Raw genomic sequence first — 23,679 nt, 5'->3', positions numbered from 1 at the left:
GGCCGTCCATGTTCCCCCGGATCGAAACGGGGACAGGATGGCAGCTTCGCCTCACAATTCAGAAGGTCTGGCGCGCGGCGCACGCATGCTGCGCACAGCGCTCGGACCTGCGATCGCGCGCTATCTCGACGACGCCGGCATCGTCGAAGTGATGCTTAATCCCGATGGACGTTTGTGGATCGACCGCCTGTCCGAGGGGTTGTCCGACACAGGAGAGCGTTTGTCAGCAGCGGACGGCGAGCGCATCGTTCGCCTCGTCGCTCATCATGTCGGTGCCGAAGTCCATGCCGGCGCCCCACGTGTCTCGGCCGAGCTGCCCGAGACGGGGGAGCGGTTCGAAGGGCTTCTTCCTCCCGTCGTCGCGGCGCCCGCCTTCGCGATCCGCAAGCCCGCCGTCGCCATCTTCACCCTCGAAGATTATGTCGCGACCGGAATCATGTCGGCGCAGCAGGTGGACGCGCTGCGCCAGGGCGTTGCCAACCGCGCGAACATCCTCATTGCAGGCGGCACCTCCACGGGCAAGACCACGCTGATCAACGCGCTGTTGGCCGAGGTGGCCAAGACCGTCGATCGCGTCGTGATCATCGAGGATACGCGGGAACTGCAATGCGCAGCGCCGAATCTCGTGGCGATGCGAACGAAAGACGGTGTCGCGTCGCTCTCCGATCTTGTTCGCTCATCGCTGCGCCTGCGCCCCGACCGCATTCCAGTCGGAGAGGTGCGCGGGGCCGAGGCGCTCGAACTGCTCAAGGCCTGGGGCACCGGCCACCCCGGCGGCCTTGGCACGATCCACGCCGGCAGCGCCATAGGTGCGCTCCGAAGGATGGAGCAGCTGATCCAGGAAGCCGTGGTCACGGTTCCACGCGCGCTGATCGCCGAGACGATCGACCTGGTTGCCGTCCTTTCCGGCCGCGGCTCAGCCCGCCGACTGTCCGAACTCGCCCGTGTCGATGGCCTGAGCCCGGACGGCGATTACCGGGTCGCGCCAGCCGTCCTCGAGGGCGACGACAGCCCGACCTTGCTCATCCAAAGCCCTGAAGGAGAAATTCCATGATCCAACGCCTGCGCCTCGCGCGCCATCGTCTCGCCATGACCGTCTCCGGTGCCACGCTCATCCTGGTGATGGCCGCGCCCGCTTATGCCTCCGGCTCGTCAATGCCGTGGGAACAGCCGCTGCAACAGATCCTCCAATCGATCGAAGGTCCGGTCGCCAAGATCATGGCGGTGATCATTATCATCGTAACCGGCCTGACGCTCGCCTTCGGCGACACGTCTGGCGGCTTCCGCCGGCTCATCCAGATCGTGTTCGGCCTGTCCATCGCTTTCGCGGCGTCGAGCTTCTTCCTGTCGTTCTTCTCGTTCGGCGGCGGAGCGCTGGTCTGATGGCGGGCGCTGTCGAACAGGGCGGCCCAATGCCGGATTATACAGTGCCCGGCTATACGGTCCTTGTACACCGCGCGCTGACGGAGCCGATCCTGCTCGGTGGCGCCCCGCGCGCCATTGCGATCATGAACGGGACGCTCGCGGGCGCCGTGGGGCTGGGGCTGCGTCTGTGGCTCGTCGGCATCGCCATCTGGGCGATCGGCCATGTTGCCGCAGTCTGGGCGGCCAAGCGCGATCCGCTTTTCGCCGACGTCGTTCGCCGGCACCTGCGCATACCCGCGCATCTCACGGTCTAAGCGAGGTCGCACCTATGATGAACCTTGCCGAATATCGCAACCGCAGCAGCCGGCTCGCCGACTTCCTGCCCTGGGCGGCATTGGTCGGCGCTGGAATCGTCCTCAACAAGGACGGCAGCTTCCAGCGCACCGCGCGTTTTCGCGGTCCCGATCTCGACAGCGCCGTTCCGGCCGAACTGGTTGCCGTCGCCGGCCGCCTCAACAATGCCTTCCGCCGTCTCGGCTCCGGTTGGGCGATCTTCGTCGAGGCGCAGCGCCATGCCTCGACCCGTTATCCCGACAGCAGCTTTCCGGATGCGGCCTCGACGCTGGTCGACGCGGAGCGCAAGGCGGGCTTCGAGGAGGCTGGCGCGCATTTCGAGTCCAGCTACTTTCTGACGCTCACCTATCTCGCGCCCGCCGAAGATACTGCGCGAGCGGAAAGCTTGCTCTACGAAGGCCGCGAGAAGAGGGGCCTCGACCCCAATGCGGTGCTGACCGGGTTCGCCGATCGCAGCGACCGCGTCCTGCGCCTTGTCGAAGCCTTCATGCCGGAGTGCCGCTGGCTCGATGACGCCGAGACGCTGACCTATCTGCATGGCTGCGTCTCGACCAATCGCCACCGTGTCCGCGTGCCCGAAACGCCGATGTATCTCGATGCCATGCTGGCCGATCAGCCGCTGACCGGCGGGCTCGAGCCCCGGCTTGGCGCGTCGCATCTGCGCATTCTCACGGTCACGGGGTTCCCGACCGCGACCACGCCGGGTCTGCTCGACGAACTGAACCGGCTGGCCTTTCCGTATCGCTGGTCGACACGCGCGATCCTGCTCGACAAGACCGATGCCACCAGGCTGCTGACAAAGATCCGGCGTCAATGGTTCGCCAAGCGCAAGTCGGTCGCGGCGATCCTCAAGGAGGTGATGACCAACGAGGCGTCCGTCCTCGTGGACACCGACGCCGCAAACAAGGCCGCCGACGCCGACATGGCGCTGCAGGAACTCGGCGCCGACTATGCTGGCATGGCCTATGTCACCGCGACAGTGACGGTGTGGGACGATGATCCCGGCATCGCCGACGAAAAACTGCGCCTGGTCGAAAAGGTCATCCAGGGCCGCGATTTCGCGGCGATCATCGAAACCATCAACGCCGTCGACGCCTGGCTCGGCAGCCTGCCGGGTCACGTCTACGCCAACGTCCGTCAACCTCCCATCTCCACCCTCAATCTCGCCCACATCATCCCGCTTTCCGCGGTGTGGGCGGGGCCGGAACGGGACGAGCATTTTGCAGCGCCCCCTCTGCTCTTCGGCAAGACCGAAGGCTCGACCCCGTTCCGGCTTTCGCTTCACGTCGGCGACGTCGGCCACACGCTGATCGTCGGCCCGACCGGCGCGGGCAAGTCCGTGCTGCTGGCACTGATGGCGCTGCAGTTCCGCCGCTATGCAGGGTCACAGGTATTCGCCTTCGATTTCGGCGGCTCGATCCGCGCGGCCGCACTCGCCATGGGCGGCGACTGGCATGATCTCGGCGGCGATCTCAGTGATGGGGCGATCGACAGCGTCAGCCTTCAGCCGTTCGCCCGCATTCATCATGTCCCCGAGCGCGCCTGGGCCGCCGACTGGATCGTGTCGATCCTGACGCGGGAGAACGTGGCGATCACGCCTGAGGTCAAGGAGCATATCTGGACGGCGTTGAGCTCCCTGGCGTCCGCGCCTGTCGAGGAGCGCACCGTCACCGGCCTGGTCGTGCTTCTGCAATCAAACGATCTCAAGCAGGCATTGCGCCCCTATTGCGTCGGGGGTTCCTACGGCCGGTTGCTCGATGCCGAGCGCGAGCATCTCGGATCGGCGTCGGTTCAGGCATTCGAAACCGAAGGGCTGATCGGAACGGGTGCTGCGCCCGCGGTCCTGTCCTATCTCTTCCATCGCATCGAGGACCGGCTCGATGGCTCGCCAACGCTTCTCATCATCGACGAAGGCTGGCTTGCCCTGGACGATGACGGTTTTGCCGGCCAGCTCCGCGAGTGGCTGAAGACGCTGCGCAAGAAGAACGCCAGCGTCATCTTCGCCACGCAGTCGCTCAGCGACATCGATGGTTCGGCAATCGCGCCCGCTATCATCGAGAGCTGCCAGACCCGGCTTCTGCTGCCGAACGAGCGCGCCATCGAGCCGCAGATCACCGCGATCTATCGCCGCTTCGGCCTCAACGATCGGCAGATCGAGATCATCGCGCGGGCAATGCCGAAGCGCGACTACTACTGCCAGTCCCGTCGCGGCAACCGGCTGTTCGAGCTGGGTCTGTCGGATGTGGCACTCGCGCTTTGCGCCGTACCCGCGAAGACCGACCAAGCCGCGATCGCCCGCATCGCCGCCGAGCATGGCCGCAACGGGTTCCTCGCTGCCTGGCTCAACCACCGTGGCGTCGGCTGGGCCGCTGAACTCGTTCCCGCCCTAACCAGCCCCGCCCTCACCAACAAGGAGAAGTCCCCATGAAACTGCGCCGTTCACTTGCCCTGCGGTTCGCTGCCGCCCTGCTTTCCGCACCCGCCGCCTTCTCGCCCATCCTGGCGACGCCGGCACACGCCTTGATCGTTTTCGATCCCTCGAACTATTCGCAAAACGTCCTGACGGCGGCGCGCTCGCTCGAGCAGATCACCAACCAGATCACCTCGCTTCAAAACCAGGCGCAGATGCTCATCAACCAGGCCCGCAATCTCGCCAGCCTGCCGTTCTCCTCGCTGCAACAGCTCCAGCAGTCCGTGCAGCGTACGCAGCAACTGCTCGGTCAGGCGCAGAACGTTGCCTATGACGTCCAGCAGATCGATCAGGCCTTCCAGCAGAAATACGGCAACGTCTCGCTGTCGGCTTCGGATCAGCAACTCGTCGCCGACGCGCGCTCGCGGTGGGGAAACACCGTTGGTGGCCTTCAGGATGCCATGCGTGTGCAGGCGGGCGTCGTCGGCAACATCGACACCAATCGCAGTGAGATGTCGGCGCTGGTGGGCCAGAGCCAGGGTGCGACCGGAGCGCTTCAGGCAACACAGGCCGGCAACCAACTCCTCGCGCTTCAGGCGCAGCAGCTCGCCGATCTCACCGCGGTCGTCGCCGCGAACGGTCGGGCGCAGGCGTTGCAATCGGCCGAACAGGCCACCGCCGCCGACCAGGGCCGGGAGCAGCGCCGCCGCTTCCTGACGCAGGGCTCGGGCTACCAGCCCGGCAGTGCGCAGATGTTCTATGGCACGAACTGAGGCCGGCGCGATGGATGGCAAGATCCTCGCTCGCATCGGCGCAGTCGTCTTCATCGCGGTCGCTTTGACAGTGGCCGCGATCGAAATGAGCGGCAAGGACGATGAGCCTGACGCCCTTGCGACGCGGGACCGTTCCATCGCGTCACAAGACCCGCTCGCGGCCGAATTGCGCCGCTGTACCGGGATCGGCGAGGCCGGCCCTCGCGATCCCGGCTGCCTGAAAGCCTGGGCAGACAGCCGGCGCCGGTTTCTCCGTCAACGTGACCTAGCAGCCGCGCCTGTTGCGGTAGCGCCGACGACGCTGTTTCCGAATGTGCCGGCGTCAGCCGACCGGAAAGAAGGGGAGGGGACGGATGTGACCGGTCCCGCGATGCAGGTCGAGCCGCCCCGGCCGGAGGCTCGCTGACATGGGTGGCATGGGGGTCATCGACCATTTCCTCGAAGTCTTCACGCGCTACATCGACAGCGGCTTCGGCCTGCTCGGCGGGGAGGTCGGCTTCATTGCCACAACCCTGATCGTCATCGATGTGACGTTGGCTGCGCTCTTCTGGTCCTGGGGGGCGGACGACGACATCATGGCGCGCCTCGTCAAGAAGACGCTGTTCGTCGGCGTCTTTGCCTATCTCATCTCCAACTGGAACAATCTCGCCCGCATCGTCTTTGAAAGCTTCGCCGGGCTTGGCCTGAAGGCCTCGGGTACGGGCTTTACCGTCAACGATCTCATGCGCCCGGGCAAGGTGGCGCAGACCGGGCTCGACGCCGGCCGGCCGTTGCTGGACTCGATCTCGAACCTGATGGGCTATTGGTCCTTCTTCGAGAACTTCATCCAGATCGCCTGCATGTTCTTCGCCTGGGCGCTGGTGCTGCTGGCCTTCTTCATCCTGGCGATCCAGCTCTTCGTCACCCTGATCGAGTTCAAGCTGACGACGCTCGCCGGTTTCGTGCTCATTCCCTTCGGTCTGTTCGGCAAATCCGCCTTCATGGCCGAGCGGGTGCTTGGCAACGTCATCTCGTCCGGCATCAAGGTGCTGGTGCTCGCCGTCATCATCGGCATCGGCTCAACGCTCTTTTCCGAGTTCACCGCGGGGTTCAGCGGCAACACGCCGTCGATCGACGATGCCATGGCGATCGTGCTGGCCGCGTTGTCGCTGCTCGGCCTTGGCATATTTGGACCTGGCATTGCCAACGGCCTCGTCTCCGGCGGCCCGCAACTCGGCGCGGGTGCTGCGGTCGGCGCTGGGCTCGCCGTCGGAGGCATGGCAGCAGTCGGCACTGCGGCCGGCGGCGCAGTCGTGTCTGGAGGCGCGGCTGTCAGTGGCGGTGCTGCAGCGGCGGCCCGTGGCGGTGCCGCCATGGCGGGCAGGGCGTCCACAGCCTACGGCCTCAGCGCGGCCGGAGAGTCTGGCTTTTCTGGCGTCGCATCCGGGCTCGGCGGTGTCATCAGAGCCGGCGCCCAAGGTGCCATCTCACCGCTCAAGCGTGCGGCCAATAATGCGGCAGGCAGCATGAAGCACAGCTACCAGTCGGGCGCTCGCGCTGCCTTCGAGACGACGGGCGGGTCATCCACGGCTGGCACAATCGGCGCGAACGCGCCCGAAGCCGGCTCCGCACCCGTCGCGTCCTCCGCAACCGAAAGTCAGCCAGCCTGGGCGAAGCGCATGAAGCGCTCGCAACAGATGACCCATGGCGTCCAGGCCGCCGCCCACGCCGTTCGCAGTGGCGACAGCCATGGCGGCGGCTCCTCGATCAACCTCTCTGAAAGTGACTGAGCATGTTCAAACGACCGTCCACGCACTACGGCAAGTCCCCACAACCCGAGACCCCCTACCAACGCGCTGCTCAGCTCTGGGACGAGCGCATCGGTTCGGCTCGCGTGCAGGCGCGCAACTGGCGCACCATGGCCTTCGGTTGCCTGGCGCTCGCCGCGGGGTTCTCGGCCGCGCTCATCTGGCAATCCGCCAAAGGCTCGATCATGCCTTGGGTGGTGCAGGTCGATCGTCTCGGCCAGGCGCAGGCTGTGGGACCTGCGGTCGGCGACTATCAGCCGAACGATCCGCAGATTGCCTTCTACCTGGCGCACTTCATCGAACAGGTGAGGTCGATCCCCGCCGATCCGGTCATCGTGCGGCAGAACTGGCTGCGCGCCTACGACTTCGCGACGCAGGGCGGGGCGCTGGCTCTCAACGACTATGCGCGCGCCAATGACCCGTTCACCAAGGTCGGCAAGCAGCAGGTCGCCGTCGATGTGTCGTCGGTCATCCGCGCATCGCCGGTGAGCTTCCGAATCGCCTGGGTCGAACGCCGCTATCAGGACGGCTCACTGGCTTCCACGGAGCGCTGGTCCGCCATCCTCACCATTGTCGTCCAGCCCCCGCGCGACGCTGATGCGCTGAGGAAGAACCCGCTTGGAATCTACATCAACGCCATCAACTGGTCGAAGGAGCTTGGACAATGATGCCCGTACTCTGCAAAGCCGCCCCCTGGGGGCGTCCGGTTTTCCTCATCCACGCAATGCCGGCCTTCCGCAAAATGGCCCTTCCAGCGCTTTTGCTTTGCACTTCGGCGCTTGCGGGCTGCGCCACCAGGCAGAAGCCGCCGGAGATTTCCTATGACGATCCGGTCCCGGCCGTGCATGCCGTCGATCCGCCACCGCCCGTCAAGGTGGTGGAGCTGTCGAAGCCGCTGCCGCTTCCAGGCCAGTTGAAGCCGGTCGGCAAGGCCGCAAAGCCCGACCCGGAACCGACCGATCCGACCGCGCGCGTGAACTTGGCCAATGCGGCCGCGCGCGTCCAGCCTGTCCGCAACGGCTTCATCAACTCGATGCAGGTCTATCCATTCGTCGATGGCGCGCTCTATCAGGTCTATGCCTCGCCGGGGCAGATCACCGACATCGCGCTCCAGCCCGGCGAGCAGCTCGTCGGTTCCGGTCCCGTCGCCGCCGGCGACACCGTGCGCTGGATCATCGGCGATACCGAGAGCGGTACGGGCGCGGCCAAGCAGGTCCACATACTCGTCAAGCCGACGCGCGCCGACCTTCTCACCAATCTCGTCATCAATACCGATCGGCGTACCTATCACATGGAACTGCGCTCGACGCCGTCGACCTATATGGCGTCGGTTTCCTGGCAATACCCGCAGGACCAACTCATCGCCTTGCGCAGGCAGAACCAGCAAGCTGAGGCTGCACAGCCGGTCTCGACAGGCATCGATCTTTCTCGCGTCAATTTCCGCTACGAGGTGACGGGCGATCGCGCACCGTGGCGGCCGCTGCGCGCCTTCGACGATGGCAAGCAGGTGTTCATCGAGTTCCCGCGGGGCATCGGCCAGGGTGAGATGCCGCCACTCTTCGTGGTAGGGCCGGAAGGCGACACGTCCGAGCTGGTCAACTATCGCGTGCGCGGCAACTACATGATCGTCGACCGGATGTTTGCCGCCGCCGAGTTGCGCCTCGGCGCCGGCAAGAACCAGAGGCGCGTCCGCGTCTCCCGCACCGATGGGGTAAGGAGCAGTCGATTTTCATGGATGCATGGCCCTGGTGAGACCCCGCCAGCGACGAACCTCCGAACAGGCAGGGGAGGGTCGTCATCATGAGCGACAAAATGGATCCCGGGAAGAAAGAAGGCCGGGGGCCGGCGAATGACGCCCGGCCGGAGGCACCGGTCGAGGATGACGCCCGGCCGTTGACAGGTGAGCCGGCCGCGGCCATGCGGCTGCGCGCCGAGCCGTCGCGCGTGACGCGTCTGTCCCGCAAGGCGTTGGCCGGATTGGGGCTCGCCGCTAGCCTCGCTGTCGGCGGTGCGCTGATTTACGCGCTTCAGAACCGTCAGCAAGGCCAGGGTCAGGAGCTCTATTCAACCGATAATCGTTCGACGCCCGATGGGCTCGCCGGTCTGCCAAAGGACTATACGGGCGTTCCAAAGCTTGGCCCACCGCTTCCCGGCGATCTCGGCCGCCCGATCCTCAACGCGCAGAATGGCGGCCCGGCGAACGGAGCGCCGTCGTCGGGCTCGGTCGGACCGGATCCAGAGGAACAGCGCCGGGAGCAGGAACTGGAGGCGGCGAGGACCGCGCGTCTGTTCGCGTCCACGCAAACGCGGCCCGCTAGTGACGCGACTGTCGCTCGAGCCACGACAGACACCATGCCACAAACCGATCTCGCCAACCTTGGCCTCGCGCCGCAGTCAGCGACGCCCTCGGCGCAAGACCGCCAACTTGCGTTCCTCGACCAGCCGCCTGACAAGCGCACCGTCTCGTCGGATCGTGTTGCGGCGCCGGCGTCGAAAAACGTCCTGCAGGCGGGCGCCGTCATCGCAGCTGCCCTCATCACTGGCATTCGCTCAGACCTGCCCGGTCAGATTACCGCGCAGGTGACGGAGAATGTCTATGACAGCCCCACCGGACATATCCGTCTCATTCCGCAGGGGACGCGCCTCATCGGCCAGTATGACAATGGGGTCGGCTTCGGCCAGCGTCGCGTGTTGCTGGTATGGACCAGGCTGATTTTTCCTGACGGCCGCTCCATCGTTCTGGAACGTGAGCCTGGCGCGGACGCTGAGGGCTATGCCGGTCTCGAGGACGGCGTCGACTATCACTGGGGCGAGTTGTTCAAGGCTGCAGCGCTTTCCACGGTTCTGAGCATCGGCGCGCAAGCAGGCTCATCGGGCCAGGAGAGCGACATCATGCGCGCTCTTCGCCAGGGTGCTTCCGACAGCATCAGCCAGACAGGCCAGCAGATCGTCCAGCGGCAGCTCAACATAGCGCCGACGCTCACCATCCGACCGGGATTCCCGGTGCGGGTGATCGTCACACGCGATCTCGTGCTCGAACCTTATGGGGGGCTGAAATGGCCAAGCTGAAACTGGGGCCAATCGCTGACGACAAGCCTGTCAAGGTCATGGTGGAACTCCCTGCGGCACTGCACCGTGATCTGACGGCTTATGCCGAGATCCTCGGCCGCGAAGCGGGGCAACGGCCCGCCGATGCGCCGCGCCTCATCGTTGCGATGCTGGAGCGGTTCATTGCGACGGATCGAGGCTTTGCCAGGGCAAAGCGTTCGGAGGGTGGTTAGAGGCTGGACGACTGAAGTCAAACCGGGTCAGTCGCACCTCCCAGTCATGGCGTGACTTCAGAAATCGCGCCGCGGCGTCCCGAACTTCCTCCATTGACAGGGGTAGGCCCGGGTCGCGTTGCGGCCACCAGGTTTCTTGCGGTCCCAACCAGGCGCAGAAGCGCACGCTTTGGGTTCGATTCCAGCCACACCGCCTTAATCGAACTGATGCTGTGCTGACCGTCGATGGGTTTCCATACTGTAGCGTCGATGGCGACTGTCCTGGCAAAACCTTCGCCCGCCAGAGTAACGCCTTGACCGAGTTGCACCTTGAGGATGACCGTCGCTTCGCTCGCGCGACATATTTGAATAGCGGGGCCACCACCTGCGGCAATCTTTTCCAACAAAACCGGATCCAGCGGCGATCCGACCGAAACCAGCAGGCAGGTATCTGCAAGATCTGCCCATGTGACCGCAGACCTTTCAGCAAGCGGATGGTAACAGGGCAGGAGAATGAACAAGCGCTCGTGTCCAAATAGCTCGCTGCGGCATAAGGCGCCGTTCTCGAGCCCGTGCGTGAACACGATGTCAAGGCGCCGGCGACGTATTGCCGCCAGACACTGATCATGGGGAACGTCCTCGATGGCGATGCTCACGTCCGGATGCAAGCCGCGAAATCGATCGACAAGCCGCGCCACGAACGCCCGTCCTATCTGACCGCACAACCCTATCTTGACTGTTTTGGCATCCTGGTCGCCAGGACCACCTCCGGCCATGGCATCTTGCAACCCTTCATAATGAGCCCGGACGAGGTTAGTCCAGGCCCGGCCTGCTTCGGTCAGCCGAACGCCATGGACGTCGCGGTCAAACAACTGCATGTCCAGCAATTGTTCGAGAGCAACGATGTTGCGGCTGACACAGGATTCCCTCACCCTGAGAACTCTTGCGGCCTGCCTGAGGCTGCCATGGTCGACAGCCGCGAAGACATGGTCCAAACGACGCAACGTGTTGTTGACCTGTCTCAAGGCACAGGAGCCTATTCCTGCGCGGCGGCGACGCTAACCGGCAGGGTCGGATACAAGCTGGTTTCGTAGACGTACTCGTGCGGAATGGCCGGAGCGGCCATCTGGGAAAGGTATCGGTTCAGGTTTTCCTCGCTATTGCTCGCCGCGAGACTACAGAAATTTCCGCTGTTCCAGGTCAGGGCGCAGTAGCTGAAATGCGCGCGTATGGCGTCAGCCATCTTTGCCAAAGTCACCTCATTGCCGAACATCGTATTCAGAACGAGGGTTTGCTTTTTCTCGATTTCGTCTGGGGGAAAATAGCGCGCCTTGAAGCCGAAATCCTTCTGGTATTCGCGACGCCTGTAGTCCGGCTCCTCGGTTGCCCGGAACTTCTCGACGAAGACGAAGATTCCGTCCGGCTTGAGGTGCTGTGTCACGAACTCGATCTGTCCCACTCTGTTCGGCGAGTACATCTGAAAGGTCGTATCTTCCAGAATGATATCGAAACCGTGGGCGAAATTTGCCAGTCGCGGATCCGAGCCCAGGACGTCCTTTGTCAAATGATGGAAGGGACCAATGAAAAAGTCGGCGTGCGGTGGTTGGCCATAAGCCATGAAGCATTTGTAATTCTCCGCGTTCGGGCTGCACGACAGTGAGCGTACCTGCCCATCGGACAGTTCCGACAGTGTCCTCGCCATCGTGCCTTCCGCTGTTCCAAGGCTATATAGCGAAAGCGGACCACCACGATGCCGTGCGTATTTCAGCACTGCGTAGGCCATCCGGCACTCTTCCTCTAATCTGTAGGGAATGCTGCCGTGATAGTGCTGGTCGAAAAAACCTTGTCGTGCCGCATGCAGGCTGACCAAGCCGTGCAGCAGTTCATCGCTCGGCAGAAGGCGGGCGTCCGCGACGGGCTTGCGGATTGGCATCCCGCTCTTGCCAGCGGCGGTCGCGGCGAAAAAGCCGGCTAGTCGGTTGATCCGTGGGCCAGCGTCGCACTCAGCCAGAAAGTCGTCGAGTCCACGCATCGCAGTATGCCTCCAGCACCGTTCCGTTGGTGAGATGCCGATACGTCGATAGGGGAAATGCCACTAAGATAAGTGGGGTCTAATATTTCGCCTGGCTCAAGTATTGGCTGAGCCAACTCGTAGGCCTGCCGGATACAGACGGCTTTCGCTCGTTTGCCATTTTTTCGCTAAAGTCACATCTTCTACCAATCCAGAGTTATTTGCGCGTTGTTCAGCAACCAATGGTTCGCCACATCATGCGACGACTGGCCACTCGCCAGTAAGGAGGCTGTGGATACGTGAATACTCTTGCCCTCGACCCGACCGAGAATCGCCGCTCACGGCACCAATCCCTTGCCCACAAGTATGAGAGTTGGGGGAGCGTGCGGGCGGACGTAGTCAAAAGAACCGGGCTTGAGCGTCAGGAGACAAGGCTCCTCCAGCCAAACCATGTGTTCTTGATGAACCTGAAGGGCACGGCGTCCCGCGGAGAAGACATTGTGGATGGGCGCCGGATTGCCTTTTTGCCGCGCCGGGCCGGTTCGATAATCTTCATGCCGGCCGGCAGTGATTGGAATGGATGGGACGAGGGGGAAGCGACCGCTTCCTATCTCCTGGTCTCGATTGAAAAAGGGTTCGCCGACGAGGTGTTTGCGGGAATGGCTCGCCATCGCCCGGCAGTGCTGCCGCCTTCGATCGGGTTTCGGGACGGCACTGCAGAGTTGGCGTTGCAGAGGATTGCTTTGGAGCTCAAGCAGCCTGACCCCATCAGCGCAACCATGGTGGAGTGCCAGGCCACGCAATTGCTCGGCCAAATGTTAAGGTTGAACGGCGTCCATCAGGAGCCGGCAAAAGGCGGTTTGTCATCGTTCGATCTCAAGCGGGCAGTGGACATGATCGAGACGTTGTCGGACGGCAGACCTACGCTGGCCGATCTGGCAAAAGAAATTGGGGTTAGCCGGTTCCATTTCTGGAGGGCCTTCAAGCAGTCGACAGGCATGACGCCGCACGCATTCATTGCGCAGCGACGGTTGGAGCAGTCCGCGGACATGCTGCGATCGACCAATCTGTCGGCGACGGAAATCGCGATGGAATGTGGTTTCGGCAGCTCCAGCCATTTCGCGACCGCCTTTAAGCGGGCTTTCGGTGCGGGCCCGACGGAATTTCGTCGTAAGTGGCGAATCTAGGTCGCCGCTTGTTGTTCTCAGCAAGTATCGGAAAACCCCAACATCACAGTAAAGCAGGCTTGGCGGAAGAAGGTATCCATCGGCGGTCAGCTCGGATACGCCGCTCATGTCAAACCTGGTTCGAAATCATCATGCCAAAGGGCGGGCCGGCCGGTCCAATCCGTGCCTCGGATTCCTGGCCAGCACGCTATCGGCGGCCGTTGCCCGAAACGGCTTCTACATCGCCTCCGCCTGGATTGTCGTCGAGCGCGGATACGGAACCGCCGGCGTCGCGACGTTCCTTGCGATCGTCAGCGTTGTCGAATTCATCGCGAGCCCTTTGGCCGGCGTAGCGGCGGATCGATTTGACAGGCGGTGCTTGAACGTTGCGGCAGACCTCAGCCGCTTTCTCGTTATGCTGGCTACCGCTTGCGCGCTCCTCTACATGGACGTGTTTCTGATCATCTGTCTGTCAGCGGCCCTCTTTTCGTTTTGCGACCGTGTCGCCCTTACGAGCTCTCAATCAATGATCCCCGTGATAGCTGACGGCCGCGATCTTGTAGCCTCGAATTCCGCCGTCTTCTTCGTCATGCAGGTCGGCAATCTCGGCGCAGCTCTGCTTGCAGGGGCTTTGCTGCATGAGCGCTCCCCAGCCCTACCATTCACCGTTCTTGCTGCTTTCTTCCTGTTTTCAGCGGGTTGCCTAGCCTTGATGCGGCTGCAACCGGTTTCGCTCGATGTCCGCACCGCCAAAATCTCGGCAGCCCAAATCGATCTGAGCCTGCGTCGTCTCATTGTCGTCTACGCGCTTCTCTATACAAGCGCGGTGCTTGTCAGCGTCGTGGGATCTAGCTTCGTCCAGGAGCAGAAGGGTACTGCCGTGGATTTCGGCTACCTCGAGGCTGCATGGTCGGCGGGCTCACTGATCGGTGCGGTCTCTCTATTCCGGATTGAAAGATCGATGAGCACTCATGCGCTCCATCTCATGCTTTTGGGCTTAACGGCGCTGGTACTCATGGCGCTGGCATTTCTGCCCACGCCCTGGACAGTGATCCTTTTTGCCGCGCTCGGATTTATATACAATCTTGGACGCGTCAGCGTTGAAGTCACATTGCAGACGCGTGTGTCGGATTATCTGTTGGGCCGGGCAAAAGGCATCATGCATAGTGTGGCCGTGGTGCTCGGATTACTCGTGTTCGGCATCGCCGCCGCAGTAGGAAATCGAGCATTTCCTTCGACGATTTTCTTCAGCTTTGGCGTAGCGCTCCTCATCAGTGTTTCGTGTTTGAGCGTCAGTGTCGTTCAGACGCAAGAAAAAGGTGAATCGTGAGGTGGAAGAGCTAACAGCAGGCGTAGATGCGAAACAGGCAGTCCTGGGGTCGCTGACGGCACTCTACCCCTGGATGAGCCCATACCATTCCCGGCCGATCCGCGATTATGCGTTTCGCCTGTTTACGGCGCCGGCTTCGGTTCCCATGCCAGAAATCCGGCTCCGAGCCTTCACCAAACTACTCGACATCATCAGGAAGGCAGCGACACGAAACGGGTTGTCTGCCGATACCGCCTCAGAAATCTGCAGGGATTTCGAAAGGCGCCGCGTGTTGCAGACAGGCCCTCATTTGTTTCTCCTCATGGAGCCAGAAGCCTATTACACGCATATCTTCAGCCTCCTTGGTCTCTCGGCGCACGGGTGTTCGACCTACGTTTCCTACGCCGTTTCGACGGTGAATCTCGTCGAAAAGCCACGCAAGGGGCCAGGCTGGCTCACCGTTGACGGGAAGCCGGTCAACGTCTTTGGCCTGAGCCGAAGCCGGATGATCGGGTACAGCCTGCTAGCCGGGCGGGGACCCTATAAGTTCGAGTTGTTACCGACGGAACCAAACACTGGGGGCGACGCGCTCACGCTGCTTCGTGCCCTTCTGCCGAAGACGCAATTCGAGCGGCCCGCGCATGCCATCAAGGCAGCCAATCTTACGCTTTGGCCAAAAATGTTCGGAGGCCACTTTTCCTTCCTGCAGATCGACGACGAGGACATCGCCGACCTGGTGGCCGACCATCTGTCGGACGAAAATTCCTGGCTACACATGAGACTGCTGGAAGACCCGAAGTTCGCCTCCAATATCCTTGCCGGCCTCGACGCGATCGCGTCCGGCCCCTGGAGTGGCTGGCTCGCGCGCGGTACCGATTTCTTCTGGTTCTATGAAAATGGCAAACGCCTTCCGCTGCGTCTGGTCGCCGGAGAACTCATCGATCCCGCGACCGGTATGAAGGTGGCGTGCTTCACAGCCCCCGATATCCTTGAGCGGCTGGCAAATCGCAGCCTTGTCCCGAATCTCCTGCTGATGTTTCTGGTTTTGTCGATCCTGCCCGGCGTGCGCGCGCTTGGAGGCAGCTATCAGCCGATCTATTACCCCCTGATGCGCTATGTCGTCTCCCGGGCGCTCGAGGCCACAGGCGTGGATGAAGATCTTCAGCAGGCTCTCGCAAGCGACGACGTACCGGGTGCTTGGGGACATCGGGTAATTGAGTGTGATGATGATCCGCTCGAGGTATTCCTGAAGGGCAGGAACGGCGCGATGAGTGATCTCATCGGCCGTTTGGGCGACATTTCCTTCGCCGAGGCTTGTGGAAGCATGAAAGGCTTCGTGACAGACCCGTCGTGGAATGAACTTCACAGCCGACTGCGGCAGGGGTTGGTCACGCCGTCCGATGCGGAATGGGCCTTTTCCTGAAATGTTTTATGCGCTTCCGCAACTGGCATGCGTGTGCCGGTTTGCGAACGGTTGCTTCGCGCCTGATTTCGGTCGTTCGGGACGCGCTGACGGTTTCCTGAAAAGGTGCCTGTCCGTTCAGCCTATTGTCTGGCGAGGAGATCGGCACAATTCGGCATCCGCCATCGTAGCCGTAATTCGTCATCTCTCACCGGGTTGACAATCGCTCCTCAGGCGCCATGCTGCAGTGCAACATGGCTAGCTACGAAACCAGCATCATCAAGTCTTCGCGCATCGAATGCCTGGACGGGCTTCGCGCGCTTGCGGCGATCTGGGTGCTGGTCGGGCACTGCATGCTTTTGACCGGCTGGCAAATTCCGATCGTCGGCGAGCCGGATCTCGGCGTCGACCTGTTCATCATGCTGTCCGGCTTCCTGATGGCGTTCCACTATCAGCTGCGCCAGGAAAAGGAGCCTTGGCAAAGATCGGCAACCTGGCTCAAATTCTGGACGCGCCGCTATTTCAGGATCGCGCCGCTGTTCTATGTCATGCTTTTCCTGGCGCTGGCGCTTGGCCCCTATCTCTACGATTGCAGGATCATCATCGACGATTTCCTCTCCAGATCGCACCAGGCGCCGGAACGCTACCTCGACGGCAGCCTGAAAAACATCGTCGCTCATCTCACGTTCCTGTTTGGGCTGGTGCCGAACCTCGCCTATCGCACGCCGCTGCCTGACTGGAGCCTGGGGCTGGAGATGCAGTTCTATGCCGTGTTCCCGGCCGTCATGCTGCTGGTGCGCAGGCTGGACTGGATCAGGAGCGCCCTTGTGGTCGCGGCGGCCGGCTGCGTCATCGTGTTTGCGATGCGGCTGTTGTCGATCCATTTTCCGATGCCGTCCTTTCTGCCGCTGAAGATACAGATATTCCTGTGCGGGATGCTGCTGGCCGGAGTCGTGCATCAGAGCCGACCGAGGCCGTTCCTCTATCTGGCATTGGCCATGCTTTTGGCGGCGCTGCCCTTTGGCGGCGACCAGGGGCTGGGCAAGCTTCTGGTGCGTGAAGCGCTTGTGGCGGGCTTCTTTGCGCTGGTTCTCTACCGCATGCTGCCTGGAAGGGCGGGAATGTTGGCGCGAGCGATCGCCGTGACGCTCAGCAACCGGTTCTTCCACCTGATGGGCGAGCTTTCCTTCAGCATCTACCTGAGCCATCTGCTGGTGCTGCAGCCCGTCGCGGCGTTCGTCATCAGTGAGTTCGGCCACGAACTGTCGGCGCCGCTGCGCTTCGCCATCGTCGTTGCCGTTGTGCTGCCGACGGTGACGTTGCTGTCCTGGATCACCTACACTCTGATCGAGGTCCCCGGCCAGAAGGCGGGCCGCTTCGTTGTCCAGCGCTTTGGCCGGAAAATTGCGCCGGTGCTCGAGAAGACCCCGGCGGAGTAGGGCGCCAAGCGCGGCGCATAACCACTGACGTTGCCTGCTCCCCCTGAGGGCGTTAGTAGCCCGCAACCGGAACATCACATGTGCTGGTGCATTGCTAGTGAACGCCAATTCGACTGGGGCGAAAAATGCATCGCGGGATCACAAATGCATGGGCAATGGTGCGAGAAGCCGTCGTTGGGTTCGTCAACGACAATGCTCTCAGCCATGGCGCGGCAATCGCTTTTTATGCCACAACATCGTTGGCGCCAATTCTGCTCATCGTGGTTGCAATTGCGGGTCTCGCATTCGGTCACGAGGCAGCCCAAGCGGCATTGTCCGCCCAAATCACAGGGATGATGGGTACAGAAAGCGCAAATATCCTGCAAACCGCACTGAAGAGCGCATCCGAAAAGCCATCCGGCGGCACCTGGGCGGCGGTGATTGGCATCATCACCTTGCTTGTGAGCGCTTCCGGGGTCTTCGGCGAAATACAGCAGTCCTTGAACATGATATGGAAGGTCGAAGCGCAGGGCAGTTCGTTGTCGCGCCTGGTGCGCGCACGTGCGGTAAGTCTGGGACTGGTCACCGCACTTGGCTTCATGTTGCTCGTCTCTCTAGTCGCGAGCGCGGCGATTTCGGCCCTAGGCAACCTCATCAACGCACAGCTGCCGTTCGGGACACTTGTCCTGGCCGTTATCAACGCGGTCGTTTCTTTTGTCCTCCTAGCAGCTATTTTCGCCGCTATCTTCAAGATCTTGCCTGATCGAACCCTGGAATGGCGGGATGTCTGGATTGGCGCGGTTGTAACCGCTGCCCTGTTCACGCTCGGGAAATCGCTTATCGGTTGGTATATAGGCTCCAGCGCGGTCGCGGCCTCATATGGGGCCGCCGGTGGGCTGCTTGTCATCCTGCTGTGGGCTTACTACTCGGCGGAAATTTTTCTTTTTGGTGCGGAAATCACTCGCGCCTATTCCATTCGACACGGCAGCAGGTCCGATCTGGACGCTGTGCTTCACAGTGCTTGACTTGCAACATACGCCACTAACGATGAAATCGACTAGGCGCGCGGCGCGCCGGCTGGCTGCCTTCGCGACGCCACCCGATCATCACCCGTCGGCGCCGACCGCATCACCGAGCAGGGCACGCGAGCTGGATACGGTCGACGCCATATGATGAGTGCACGGGTCGCTGGTGGGTCAAACCATCGCGGTCACAGTTTGAGTTGGTTGGGAAGACGCGGTTCAGCGGCGACGCGGACGGCGCTTGCGTATCGGCTTTGATCTCGCGCGCCTGCCGTCCGGCGCCTTCTTGGCGGCAGCGGAGCGGTATAGGTTCATGAGGTCAATCAGGAGCCGAACAATGGCAATTGCAGTTGCAGCATCGAGCCAGCCCGCAATGCTGTTGAGCATCGGGATTGTTCTCCAAGCTTACGACGTGAAAGCGGTCGAAGGACCTTGGCGGCAGTGCAACTCTTCGCCTAGGCAGGGAGTGCCACCTAATCGTTGTGGCACTCAGTTGCCAGCCACCATGACATGAAAAAGGCCTCCGAAGGAGGCCTTTGGATGGTGTGAGCGAGAATCTACACCAAACAAATTATCCCACATTTTATGCATGCAGCGCAAGCCATTCGGCTTGGCCAAGGCGCGCTTGGCGACCTTGATGTTTGGCACCGTGACCGTCACCCCCGCTCTTCAGCCGCAGCCGATGGTCGCTGTCGGCACTTTCAGCTGCGGCAATGCGATGTCATTGTTGGCGCCATGAAACCAGCGCTTCACGTCGCTTCCGCGAAATGGGATCCTTGCAAGCACCAAGCGCAAGCTCATCAGCCAGAGGGTGTAATGGACTGAGCGGGCGTTCTCATATTGTGAAACGCCGAACGGATCCCGGGTCCCTGGAAGAGCGGCAGCAAACGTCAGAGAGCCGCACTTCCAGGGAGGCTGGATCAATAGTCGTTGTTGTAATAGCGATCATCGCAAGGCGCCGTGTAGATCCGGCCGCGGCGGTCCTGGTAACGGCAAAGCTGTTCGCCGCGGCGCTGCGGCGTGGTCGACTGGCCGATGACGGCGCCGAGCAAGGCGCCGCCGGCGGCACCCACGACCGTGCTTTCGGTGTTGCCGCCCAGTGCCTGGCCGGCGAGGGCGCCGACACCGCCGCCAATGAGTGCGCCTGTGGTTGCCCTCTGCTGCTGTTCGGTCTGGGTCGCGCAGCCTGCAAGTGCTGCAGTCATGAGCACGGCGGCAATGGTTTGTCTGATGATCATCTTGGAACTCCTTTGGAGCCCCAAACGCGGATCGGGGCGAATGGTTGCCAGTTGCTGGCGCATTGCGGCCAAACGGCGGCACGCCCGCTCACGAAATGAGACGTGGTTTCTCGGGCCTTGAAGACAATGGTTGCCAAAGCGGAAACGGCTTTCGCGAACAGGTCGGTAGCGCCTCGGTTTGAATCGCATATCGATCTATCTGGTCGAGGACATCTTCGGGAATGGTGACGTTGACGCGCACCACCTTTGTGGTTCGGCTTTGAGCGCTACCAGGACGGCGACCCGGCTGAGATTGTCATTGTTCGACATGACATCTTCCAGGGATGATGGCTCGGGAATGGCTTCGCCATCCTCGACAAGGCCTTCGAGATGGAAGGCCAGGGCCTCTTCGGCCATGGCGCGGGCGTCGTCGAGGCTGGTGCCGGCGGTGACCACGCCCGGAAAATCGGGAAAGGATACGCCGAAGTCGCTGTCCGCTTGCTTGTGGATCAATCCGATATAGTGACGCACGGGTCGGTTCCCCCAAGGAGCGGCTTCGAGGCTCGATCAGACTATCGAGCCATTCGACACAAACTGTCGAGGTATTCCTAATGGGACCGTAGGAAGCTGCCTAGTAGGTTGGGCATGCCCCAGGCAGACATTGCCTGGGCAACGGTCGAGAGTGTGGGGAAAGTGCCAAAGTTAGATGGCGGGCACCAGACTGTGCCTAGAGTTCGCGCCGCGCAGTACGTGCGCATGTCGACGGAACACCAGACCTACTCGATCGACAACCAAGCGGATGCCATTCGCGACTATGCCGATATCATGGCTTACGACATTGTCGCCACTTACGAGGACCTCGGTCGCAGCGGTTTAAACCTTGGAGGGCGCCCCGGTCTTCAGAAGCTGTTGGCCGATGTCGAAAGTGGGCGAGCCGATTTTGAGACGGTTGTGGTCTATGATGTAAGCCGGTGGGGGCGTTTTCAGAACATTGATGAAAGCGCAGCCTACGAATACCGATGCCAGATGGCCGGCGTGCGTATCGAATTTTGCGCCGAGCAATTCGCAAACGACGGCAGCATCGGGTCAGACGTCCTCAAAGCAATCAAACGGAGCATGGCTGCCGAGCAGAGCAGAATGCTCTCGCAAAAAGTCTTCATCGGCCAGGCAAGGTTGATCCGGCTGGGCTTCCGGCAGGGCGGGAAGGCCGGCTTTGGCCTGCGGCGCCTGCTTGTCGATCAACACGGCCGCTCAAAATGCATCCTTTCATCCCACGAATACAAGAGCCAGCAGACGGATCGAATAGTTCTGGTGCTCGGCCCGCCTGACGAGATTGCGACAGTGAAGTGGATCTTCAGTCACTTTGTCAGAACACGCAAGACAGAGCTGGAGATGGCAAGACTGCTCAACAAACGCGGCGTGCTCAGCGATTTGGGGCGACCATGGACGCGGGAATCCGTGCACTCGGTGCTGACCAACGAAAATTACATTGGCAACAGCGTCTGGAACAAGCATTCGGCCCGGCTGAGAAGCCATCAAGTCCGCAATCCCCCGGAACAGTGGGTGCGGGTGGAAAACGTCCTGGAGCCGATCGTCGACCGCAAACTGTTCGATCGGGCGCAGATCGTGCTCAAGACCATCTATCGCCACATGACCAACAACGAGATGCTGGCCGCTCTTAGGGCACTACTGGCTCGCCGTGGCGCCTTGTCGTTGGCCCTGATCGACGCGGATCCCGGATGCCCGCCGGCCCAACGCTACCAGCGGCGTTTTGGAACCATTGTCAAAGCCTATGAACTGATCGGATACGAGCCATCCAAAAACTACCGCTTCATCGGCGTGAACCGGCACCTGGAATCAATGAGGCTGCAGATTATCCGGGATCTTGTGGGCGCGATTGATAGGCAGGGCGGGGTTGCTGCCCATGACATGGCGATGGACCTCCTGCGGATAAACGAGGAGATCACGATGGCGATTACAATGGCCCGATGCAGGGTTTCCGGCTTCGGCTATCCACGCTGGTTTTCGAAGGCCGATAAACGGCCACTACCCGACATTTTCGTCCTGATCCGTATGAATCCGGGCGACCTGACCATTCGGGACTATTTGATTGCGCCTGCCCACGAGATCGCGGGTAAATCGGAACTGCATGCCATCAATGGGATACCGCTGGACAGCTATATTTTTCCCACGCTCGACCCGATTATCAGGTTAGCAGAGCGAGAGCCTGTCGGAGGCGTGGCTTGGTAGTCAAGCGCTTAGCCAAGGACGCCGCCTACCGTGCGTTGGAAAACGGTGGCGACAGACATGCGAGCAATATTGTTGCTGGCGCATTAGGGTCCAAGAAGAGGCTTCGTTCACACGAATTTTTGGCGACCTACGATACGGAATGCAAACGCATGCGCGATTTCGTCACGCAAGCGGCAAAGTCTGAACAGAGCCTAGACCGGATAGTAGCGGCGCTCCACCTGATGATGCGCGACAAGCAATTCTGCGCCACGCTGGTGTCCGAGGGCTTCAGGACAATGCCAAGCCTACTGGCACATAGGTTGCGTGGCGCGACCCGCGAGCCGCAAATGTTCTGCTCTCCCGGAAAACCCGCTTCCGAGACAGGCGAGAACCGGAAAGCCGTTAACGGAATTTGCCCTGATGTCCTCGACCTGCTTCGGGACGCGCCGGTAAAAACAAAAATCTTCGGGTTGCTCCAGAAGGTGCTGCCAGCCAGGCAATTGGAGATTGCCCGGCTGATGGTGGCGATGGACCGGGTCAGGATCACCTACGCGAGACTACTCGTCGCTCTGACACCGCAAGCCCTGCTGGTCGAGGGTTTTAATCTCTCAACGATCACCACACAAGCGGAAGACCAGCGCGGCGCGATGGTGCTCGATGTCGGCGCGGTAAGCCTTGCGGTCTCAGCGCCGCGGAACGTCATGGCCAGGTGGGCCTGGAGCTTGTCGCAGCCAACCGCTTTTTCGACCGGTTGATGGATAATTCCAGAGTGGTGCGGTATCTCGCCCGGACCTTTCCGGGGCATTTTGAAGAGTTTCACAGCTTCTCGATGCCATGCCTCGAACAGGGGCGCTAGATGGTCGGACGTCAACTCCTATAGAAACCGATCGCCGTCGCCGGGATGCAAACAACAGAACCAATGTGACTTCTGTCCAGGCCTCGAAAAGCCAAACCCGCCGAGCTTGCCGCAGCCAGAATGCTCGCAAAGCGATTTTCGATCGGCTCTCGGCCGCGCGGAATCGCTGTCATCCCTTCGGCAAGCCGGCTCGGTTCGTCGCTCATAACGGGTTGATCGGCCCGACCAGGCCGGGATGGTCGTTGGGCAACTTGTTGACGGCGCTCGTGTTCACCTCACGTCCAACGCGGTTGAACTGCAGCTGACCGTCGATGTCGTGGCTGAGAACGTCCTTGAGGCTGTCCTTGGGCGTCGCCGGGTCCAGCCAGGCGTCATAGTAGGCCGGGTCGAGAATGAGAGGCTGCCGATCATGCAACTGCTTCATCGGTTCTCCGGCAGGCTCGGTGATGATGGTGCAGCTGGTTATGTCGAGATTGGAATTGTAAGCCCAAAGCCCGGCGAACGAGAAAGGCGCGTGGCCTGGCTGGTAGATGTGCCAAGGGTCTTTCTTGCCGTCGGCTGGCGATATCGTCCACTCGTAGAAGCCATCGGCAGGGATCAGGCAGCGCTTGGACTTGTAGGCGTCGCGGAAGGCGGGCGCTGTATCGATGCCCTCAATCCTCGCATTGAACATAGCCGCCTTGGGCATTTCCTTTGCCCAGAAAGGGACCAGCCACCAGCGCCCTTCGCGGAGCTTATGGTTGCCATCCTCACCGGCAGTGACGAATGGGACATCCTGAGTCGGCGCGATGTTGTACCGGGGCTCGTCGTTGCGGCCCGTCTCCGCCGGCGCAGTCAGGCGGTAGAGCCGGTGGATTTCCGACCACGACAGATATTTGGTGTAACGTCCGCACATCGCTCTGCCTCAGTTGCGCAGGAGTTCAGGCACGCTGAGCGGGCCAAGGTCGGAATTCTCCTATACTCGTCGCTGCGGCGCCAGACGCCGCGTATCTTGGCGGCGGTGACCGATGATTGCGGTTGTGTGCGTCAAGTTCTGCAAAATGGGGCAGCCATGATGCTGGTCATGCGGCTTGGCGCAGAGCGAGCTTCTTGTGCTCGCG

21 protein-coding genes and 2 pseudogenes are annotated in these 23,679 nt (G+C 61.7%); 18 read left to right on the top strand and 5 right to left on the bottom strand.

Annotated features, from left to right (window positions below; all coding sequences use genetic code 11):
- The first annotated feature begins 37 nt into the window (after window positions 1–37).
- From trbB to NKH22_RS29645, 11 genes are read left to right on the top strand one after another with little or no spacing between them, the layout of a single operon-like run.
- Window positions 38–1,054 (top strand): P-type conjugative transfer ATPase TrbB, encoded by a 1,017-nt coding sequence (trbB, locus tag NKH22_RS29695; RefSeq protein WP_023697514.1) that lies wholly within the window; start codon window positions 38–40, stop codon window positions 1,052–1,054.
- Window positions 1,051–1,383 (top strand): TrbC/VirB2 family type IV secretion system protein, encoded by a 333-nt coding sequence (locus NKH22_RS29690; protein ID WP_023673516.1) that lies wholly within the window; start codon window positions 1,051–1,053, stop codon window positions 1,381–1,383. The genes trbB and NKH22_RS29690 overlap by 4 nt, the downstream gene beginning before the upstream one ends.
- On the top strand, window positions 1,383–1,679 hold the full coding sequence (locus tag NKH22_RS29685; protein ID WP_023673515.1) for a VirB3 family type IV secretion system protein: 297 nt from the start codon (window positions 1,383–1,385) through the stop codon (window positions 1,677–1,679). The genes NKH22_RS29690 and NKH22_RS29685 overlap by 1 nt, the downstream gene beginning before the upstream one ends.
- Window positions 1,680–1,693: 14 nt before the next feature.
- Complete coding sequence (gene trbE, locus NKH22_RS29680) at window positions 1,694–4,147, top strand: conjugal transfer protein TrbE (RefSeq protein ID WP_352912176.1); 2,454 nt, start codon at window positions 1,694–1,696, stop codon at window positions 4,145–4,147.
- Complete coding sequence (trbJ, locus tag NKH22_RS29675; protein ID WP_352912174.1) at window positions 4,144–4,902, top strand: P-type conjugative transfer protein TrbJ; 759 nt, start codon at window positions 4,144–4,146, stop codon at window positions 4,900–4,902. The genes trbE and trbJ overlap by 4 nt, the downstream gene beginning before the upstream one ends.
- 10 nt (window positions 4,903–4,912) lie before the next feature.
- Window positions 4,913–5,308, top strand: coding sequence for a putative entry exclusion protein TrbK-alt (gene trbK-alt, locus NKH22_RS29670; protein WP_352912172.1), 396 nt, complete (start codon window positions 4,913–4,915; stop codon window positions 5,306–5,308).
- Between the two features lies 1 nt (window position 5,309).
- Window positions 5,310–6,671, top strand: a complete 1,362-nt coding sequence (gene trbL, locus NKH22_RS29665; RefSeq protein WP_023690476.1) for a P-type conjugative transfer protein TrbL — start codon at window positions 5,310–5,312, stop codon at window positions 6,669–6,671.
- A 2-nt stretch (window positions 6,672–6,673) separates the two neighbouring features.
- On the top strand, window positions 6,674–7,357 hold the full coding sequence (trbF, locus tag NKH22_RS29660; protein ID WP_023673791.1) for a conjugal transfer protein TrbF: 684 nt from the start codon (window positions 6,674–6,676) through the stop codon (window positions 7,355–7,357).
- The gene (gene trbG, locus NKH22_RS29655; RefSeq protein WP_023697519.1) at window positions 7,354–8,493 is read left to right on the top strand and encodes a P-type conjugative transfer protein TrbG; all 1,140 of its coding nucleotides are present in this window, start codon (window positions 7,354–7,356) and stop codon (window positions 8,491–8,493) included. Before trbF ends, trbG begins: the two co-directional genes overlap by 4 nt.
- Window positions 8,490–9,758, top strand: coding sequence for a TraB/TrbI/VirB10 family type IV secretion system protein (locus tag NKH22_RS29650; RefSeq protein ID WP_023673789.1), 1,269 nt, complete (start codon window positions 8,490–8,492; stop codon window positions 9,756–9,758). The genes trbG and NKH22_RS29650 overlap by 4 nt, the downstream gene beginning before the upstream one ends.
- Complete coding sequence (locus NKH22_RS29645; RefSeq protein ID WP_023673788.1) at window positions 9,746–9,970, top strand: DUF2274 domain-containing protein; 225 nt, start codon at window positions 9,746–9,748, stop codon at window positions 9,968–9,970. Before NKH22_RS29650 ends, NKH22_RS29645 begins: the two co-directional genes overlap by 13 nt.
- A gap of 44 nt (window positions 9,971–10,014) precedes the next feature.
- Here the strand turns inward: NKH22_RS29645 and NKH22_RS29640 are convergent, their stop codons facing one another.
- Window positions 10,015–10,974, bottom strand: coding sequence for a LysR family transcriptional regulator (locus NKH22_RS29640; protein ID WP_084013102.1), 960 nt, complete (start codon window positions 10,972–10,974; stop codon window positions 10,015–10,017).
- Window positions 10,975–10,985: 11 nt separating this feature from the next.
- On the bottom strand, window positions 10,986–11,981 hold the full coding sequence (locus NKH22_RS29635) for a class I SAM-dependent methyltransferase (RefSeq protein WP_352498912.1): 996 nt from the start codon (window positions 11,979–11,981) through the stop codon (window positions 10,986–10,988).
- Between the two features lie 278 nt (window positions 11,982–12,259).
- Between NKH22_RS29635 and NKH22_RS29630 the strand changes: the two genes are divergently transcribed.
- The 5 genes from NKH22_RS29630 to NKH22_RS29610 all read left to right on the top strand — a co-directional run bounded on the left by NKH22_RS29630 (window position 12,260) and on the right by NKH22_RS29610 (window position 18,280).
- Complete coding sequence (locus tag NKH22_RS29630; protein WP_031203337.1) at window positions 12,260–13,147, top strand: helix-turn-helix transcriptional regulator; 888 nt, start codon at window positions 12,260–12,262, stop codon at window positions 13,145–13,147.
- A gap of 106 nt (window positions 13,148–13,253) precedes the next feature.
- The gene (locus NKH22_RS29625) at window positions 13,254–14,456 is read left to right on the top strand and encodes an MFS transporter (RefSeq protein WP_023806978.1); all 1,203 of its coding nucleotides are present in this window, start codon (window positions 13,254–13,256) and stop codon (window positions 14,454–14,456) included.
- Complete coding sequence (locus NKH22_RS29620; protein ID WP_156941087.1) at window positions 14,422–15,858, top strand: hypothetical protein; 1,437 nt, start codon at window positions 14,422–14,424, stop codon at window positions 15,856–15,858. The genes NKH22_RS29625 and NKH22_RS29620 overlap by 35 nt, the downstream gene beginning before the upstream one ends.
- A 233-nt stretch (window positions 15,859–16,091) precedes the next feature.
- Complete coding sequence (locus NKH22_RS29615) at window positions 16,092–17,276, top strand: acyltransferase family protein (protein ID WP_352912170.1); 1,185 nt, start codon at window positions 16,092–16,094, stop codon at window positions 17,274–17,276.
- Between the two features lie 125 nt (window positions 17,277–17,401).
- Window positions 17,402–18,280 (top strand): YihY/virulence factor BrkB family protein, encoded by an 879-nt coding sequence (locus NKH22_RS29610; RefSeq protein ID WP_286456777.1) that lies wholly within the window; start codon window positions 17,402–17,404, stop codon window positions 18,278–18,280.
- Between the two features lie 917 nt (window positions 18,281–19,197).
- Here NKH22_RS29610 and NKH22_RS29605 read toward each other — a convergent pair.
- Window positions 19,198–19,515 carry a YMGG-like glycine zipper-containing protein gene (locus NKH22_RS29605; RefSeq protein ID WP_023690487.1) on the bottom strand — a complete coding sequence of 106 codons (318 nt, stop codon included), beginning with the start codon at window positions 19,513–19,515 and terminating at the stop codon, window positions 19,198–19,200.
- Between the two features lie 184 nt (window positions 19,516–19,699).
- A pseudogene (locus tag NKH22_RS29600) lies at window positions 19,700–20,025 on the bottom strand (type II toxin-antitoxin system HicB family antitoxin); the annotation flags it as partial.
- Between the two features lie 114 nt (window positions 20,026–20,139).
- Between NKH22_RS29600 and NKH22_RS29595 the strand changes: the two are divergent.
- The gene (locus NKH22_RS29595; RefSeq protein ID WP_352912168.1) at window positions 20,140–21,744 is read left to right on the top strand and encodes a recombinase family protein; all 1,605 of its coding nucleotides are present in this window, start codon (window positions 20,140–20,142) and stop codon (window positions 21,742–21,744) included.
- 149 nt (window positions 21,745–21,893) lie between these two features.
- Window positions 21,894–22,579 (top strand): annotated as a pseudogene (locus NKH22_RS29590) (plasmid partitioning protein RepB C-terminal domain-containing protein).
- A gap of 202 nt (window positions 22,580–22,781) precedes the next feature.
- Here NKH22_RS29590 and NKH22_RS29585 read toward each other — a convergent pair.
- Complete coding sequence (locus NKH22_RS29585; RefSeq protein WP_352912167.1) at window positions 22,782–23,474, bottom strand: SOS response-associated peptidase; 693 nt, start codon at window positions 23,472–23,474, stop codon at window positions 22,782–22,784.
- Between the last annotated feature and the right edge of the window lie 205 nt (window positions 23,475–23,679).

This window comes from Mesorhizobium sp. M1252, assembly GCF_040318265.1.
GTDB lineage: Bacteria > Pseudomonadota > Alphaproteobacteria > Rhizobiales > Rhizobiaceae > Mesorhizobium.
This window is presented reverse-complemented; position numbering and strand designations above follow the sequence as displayed.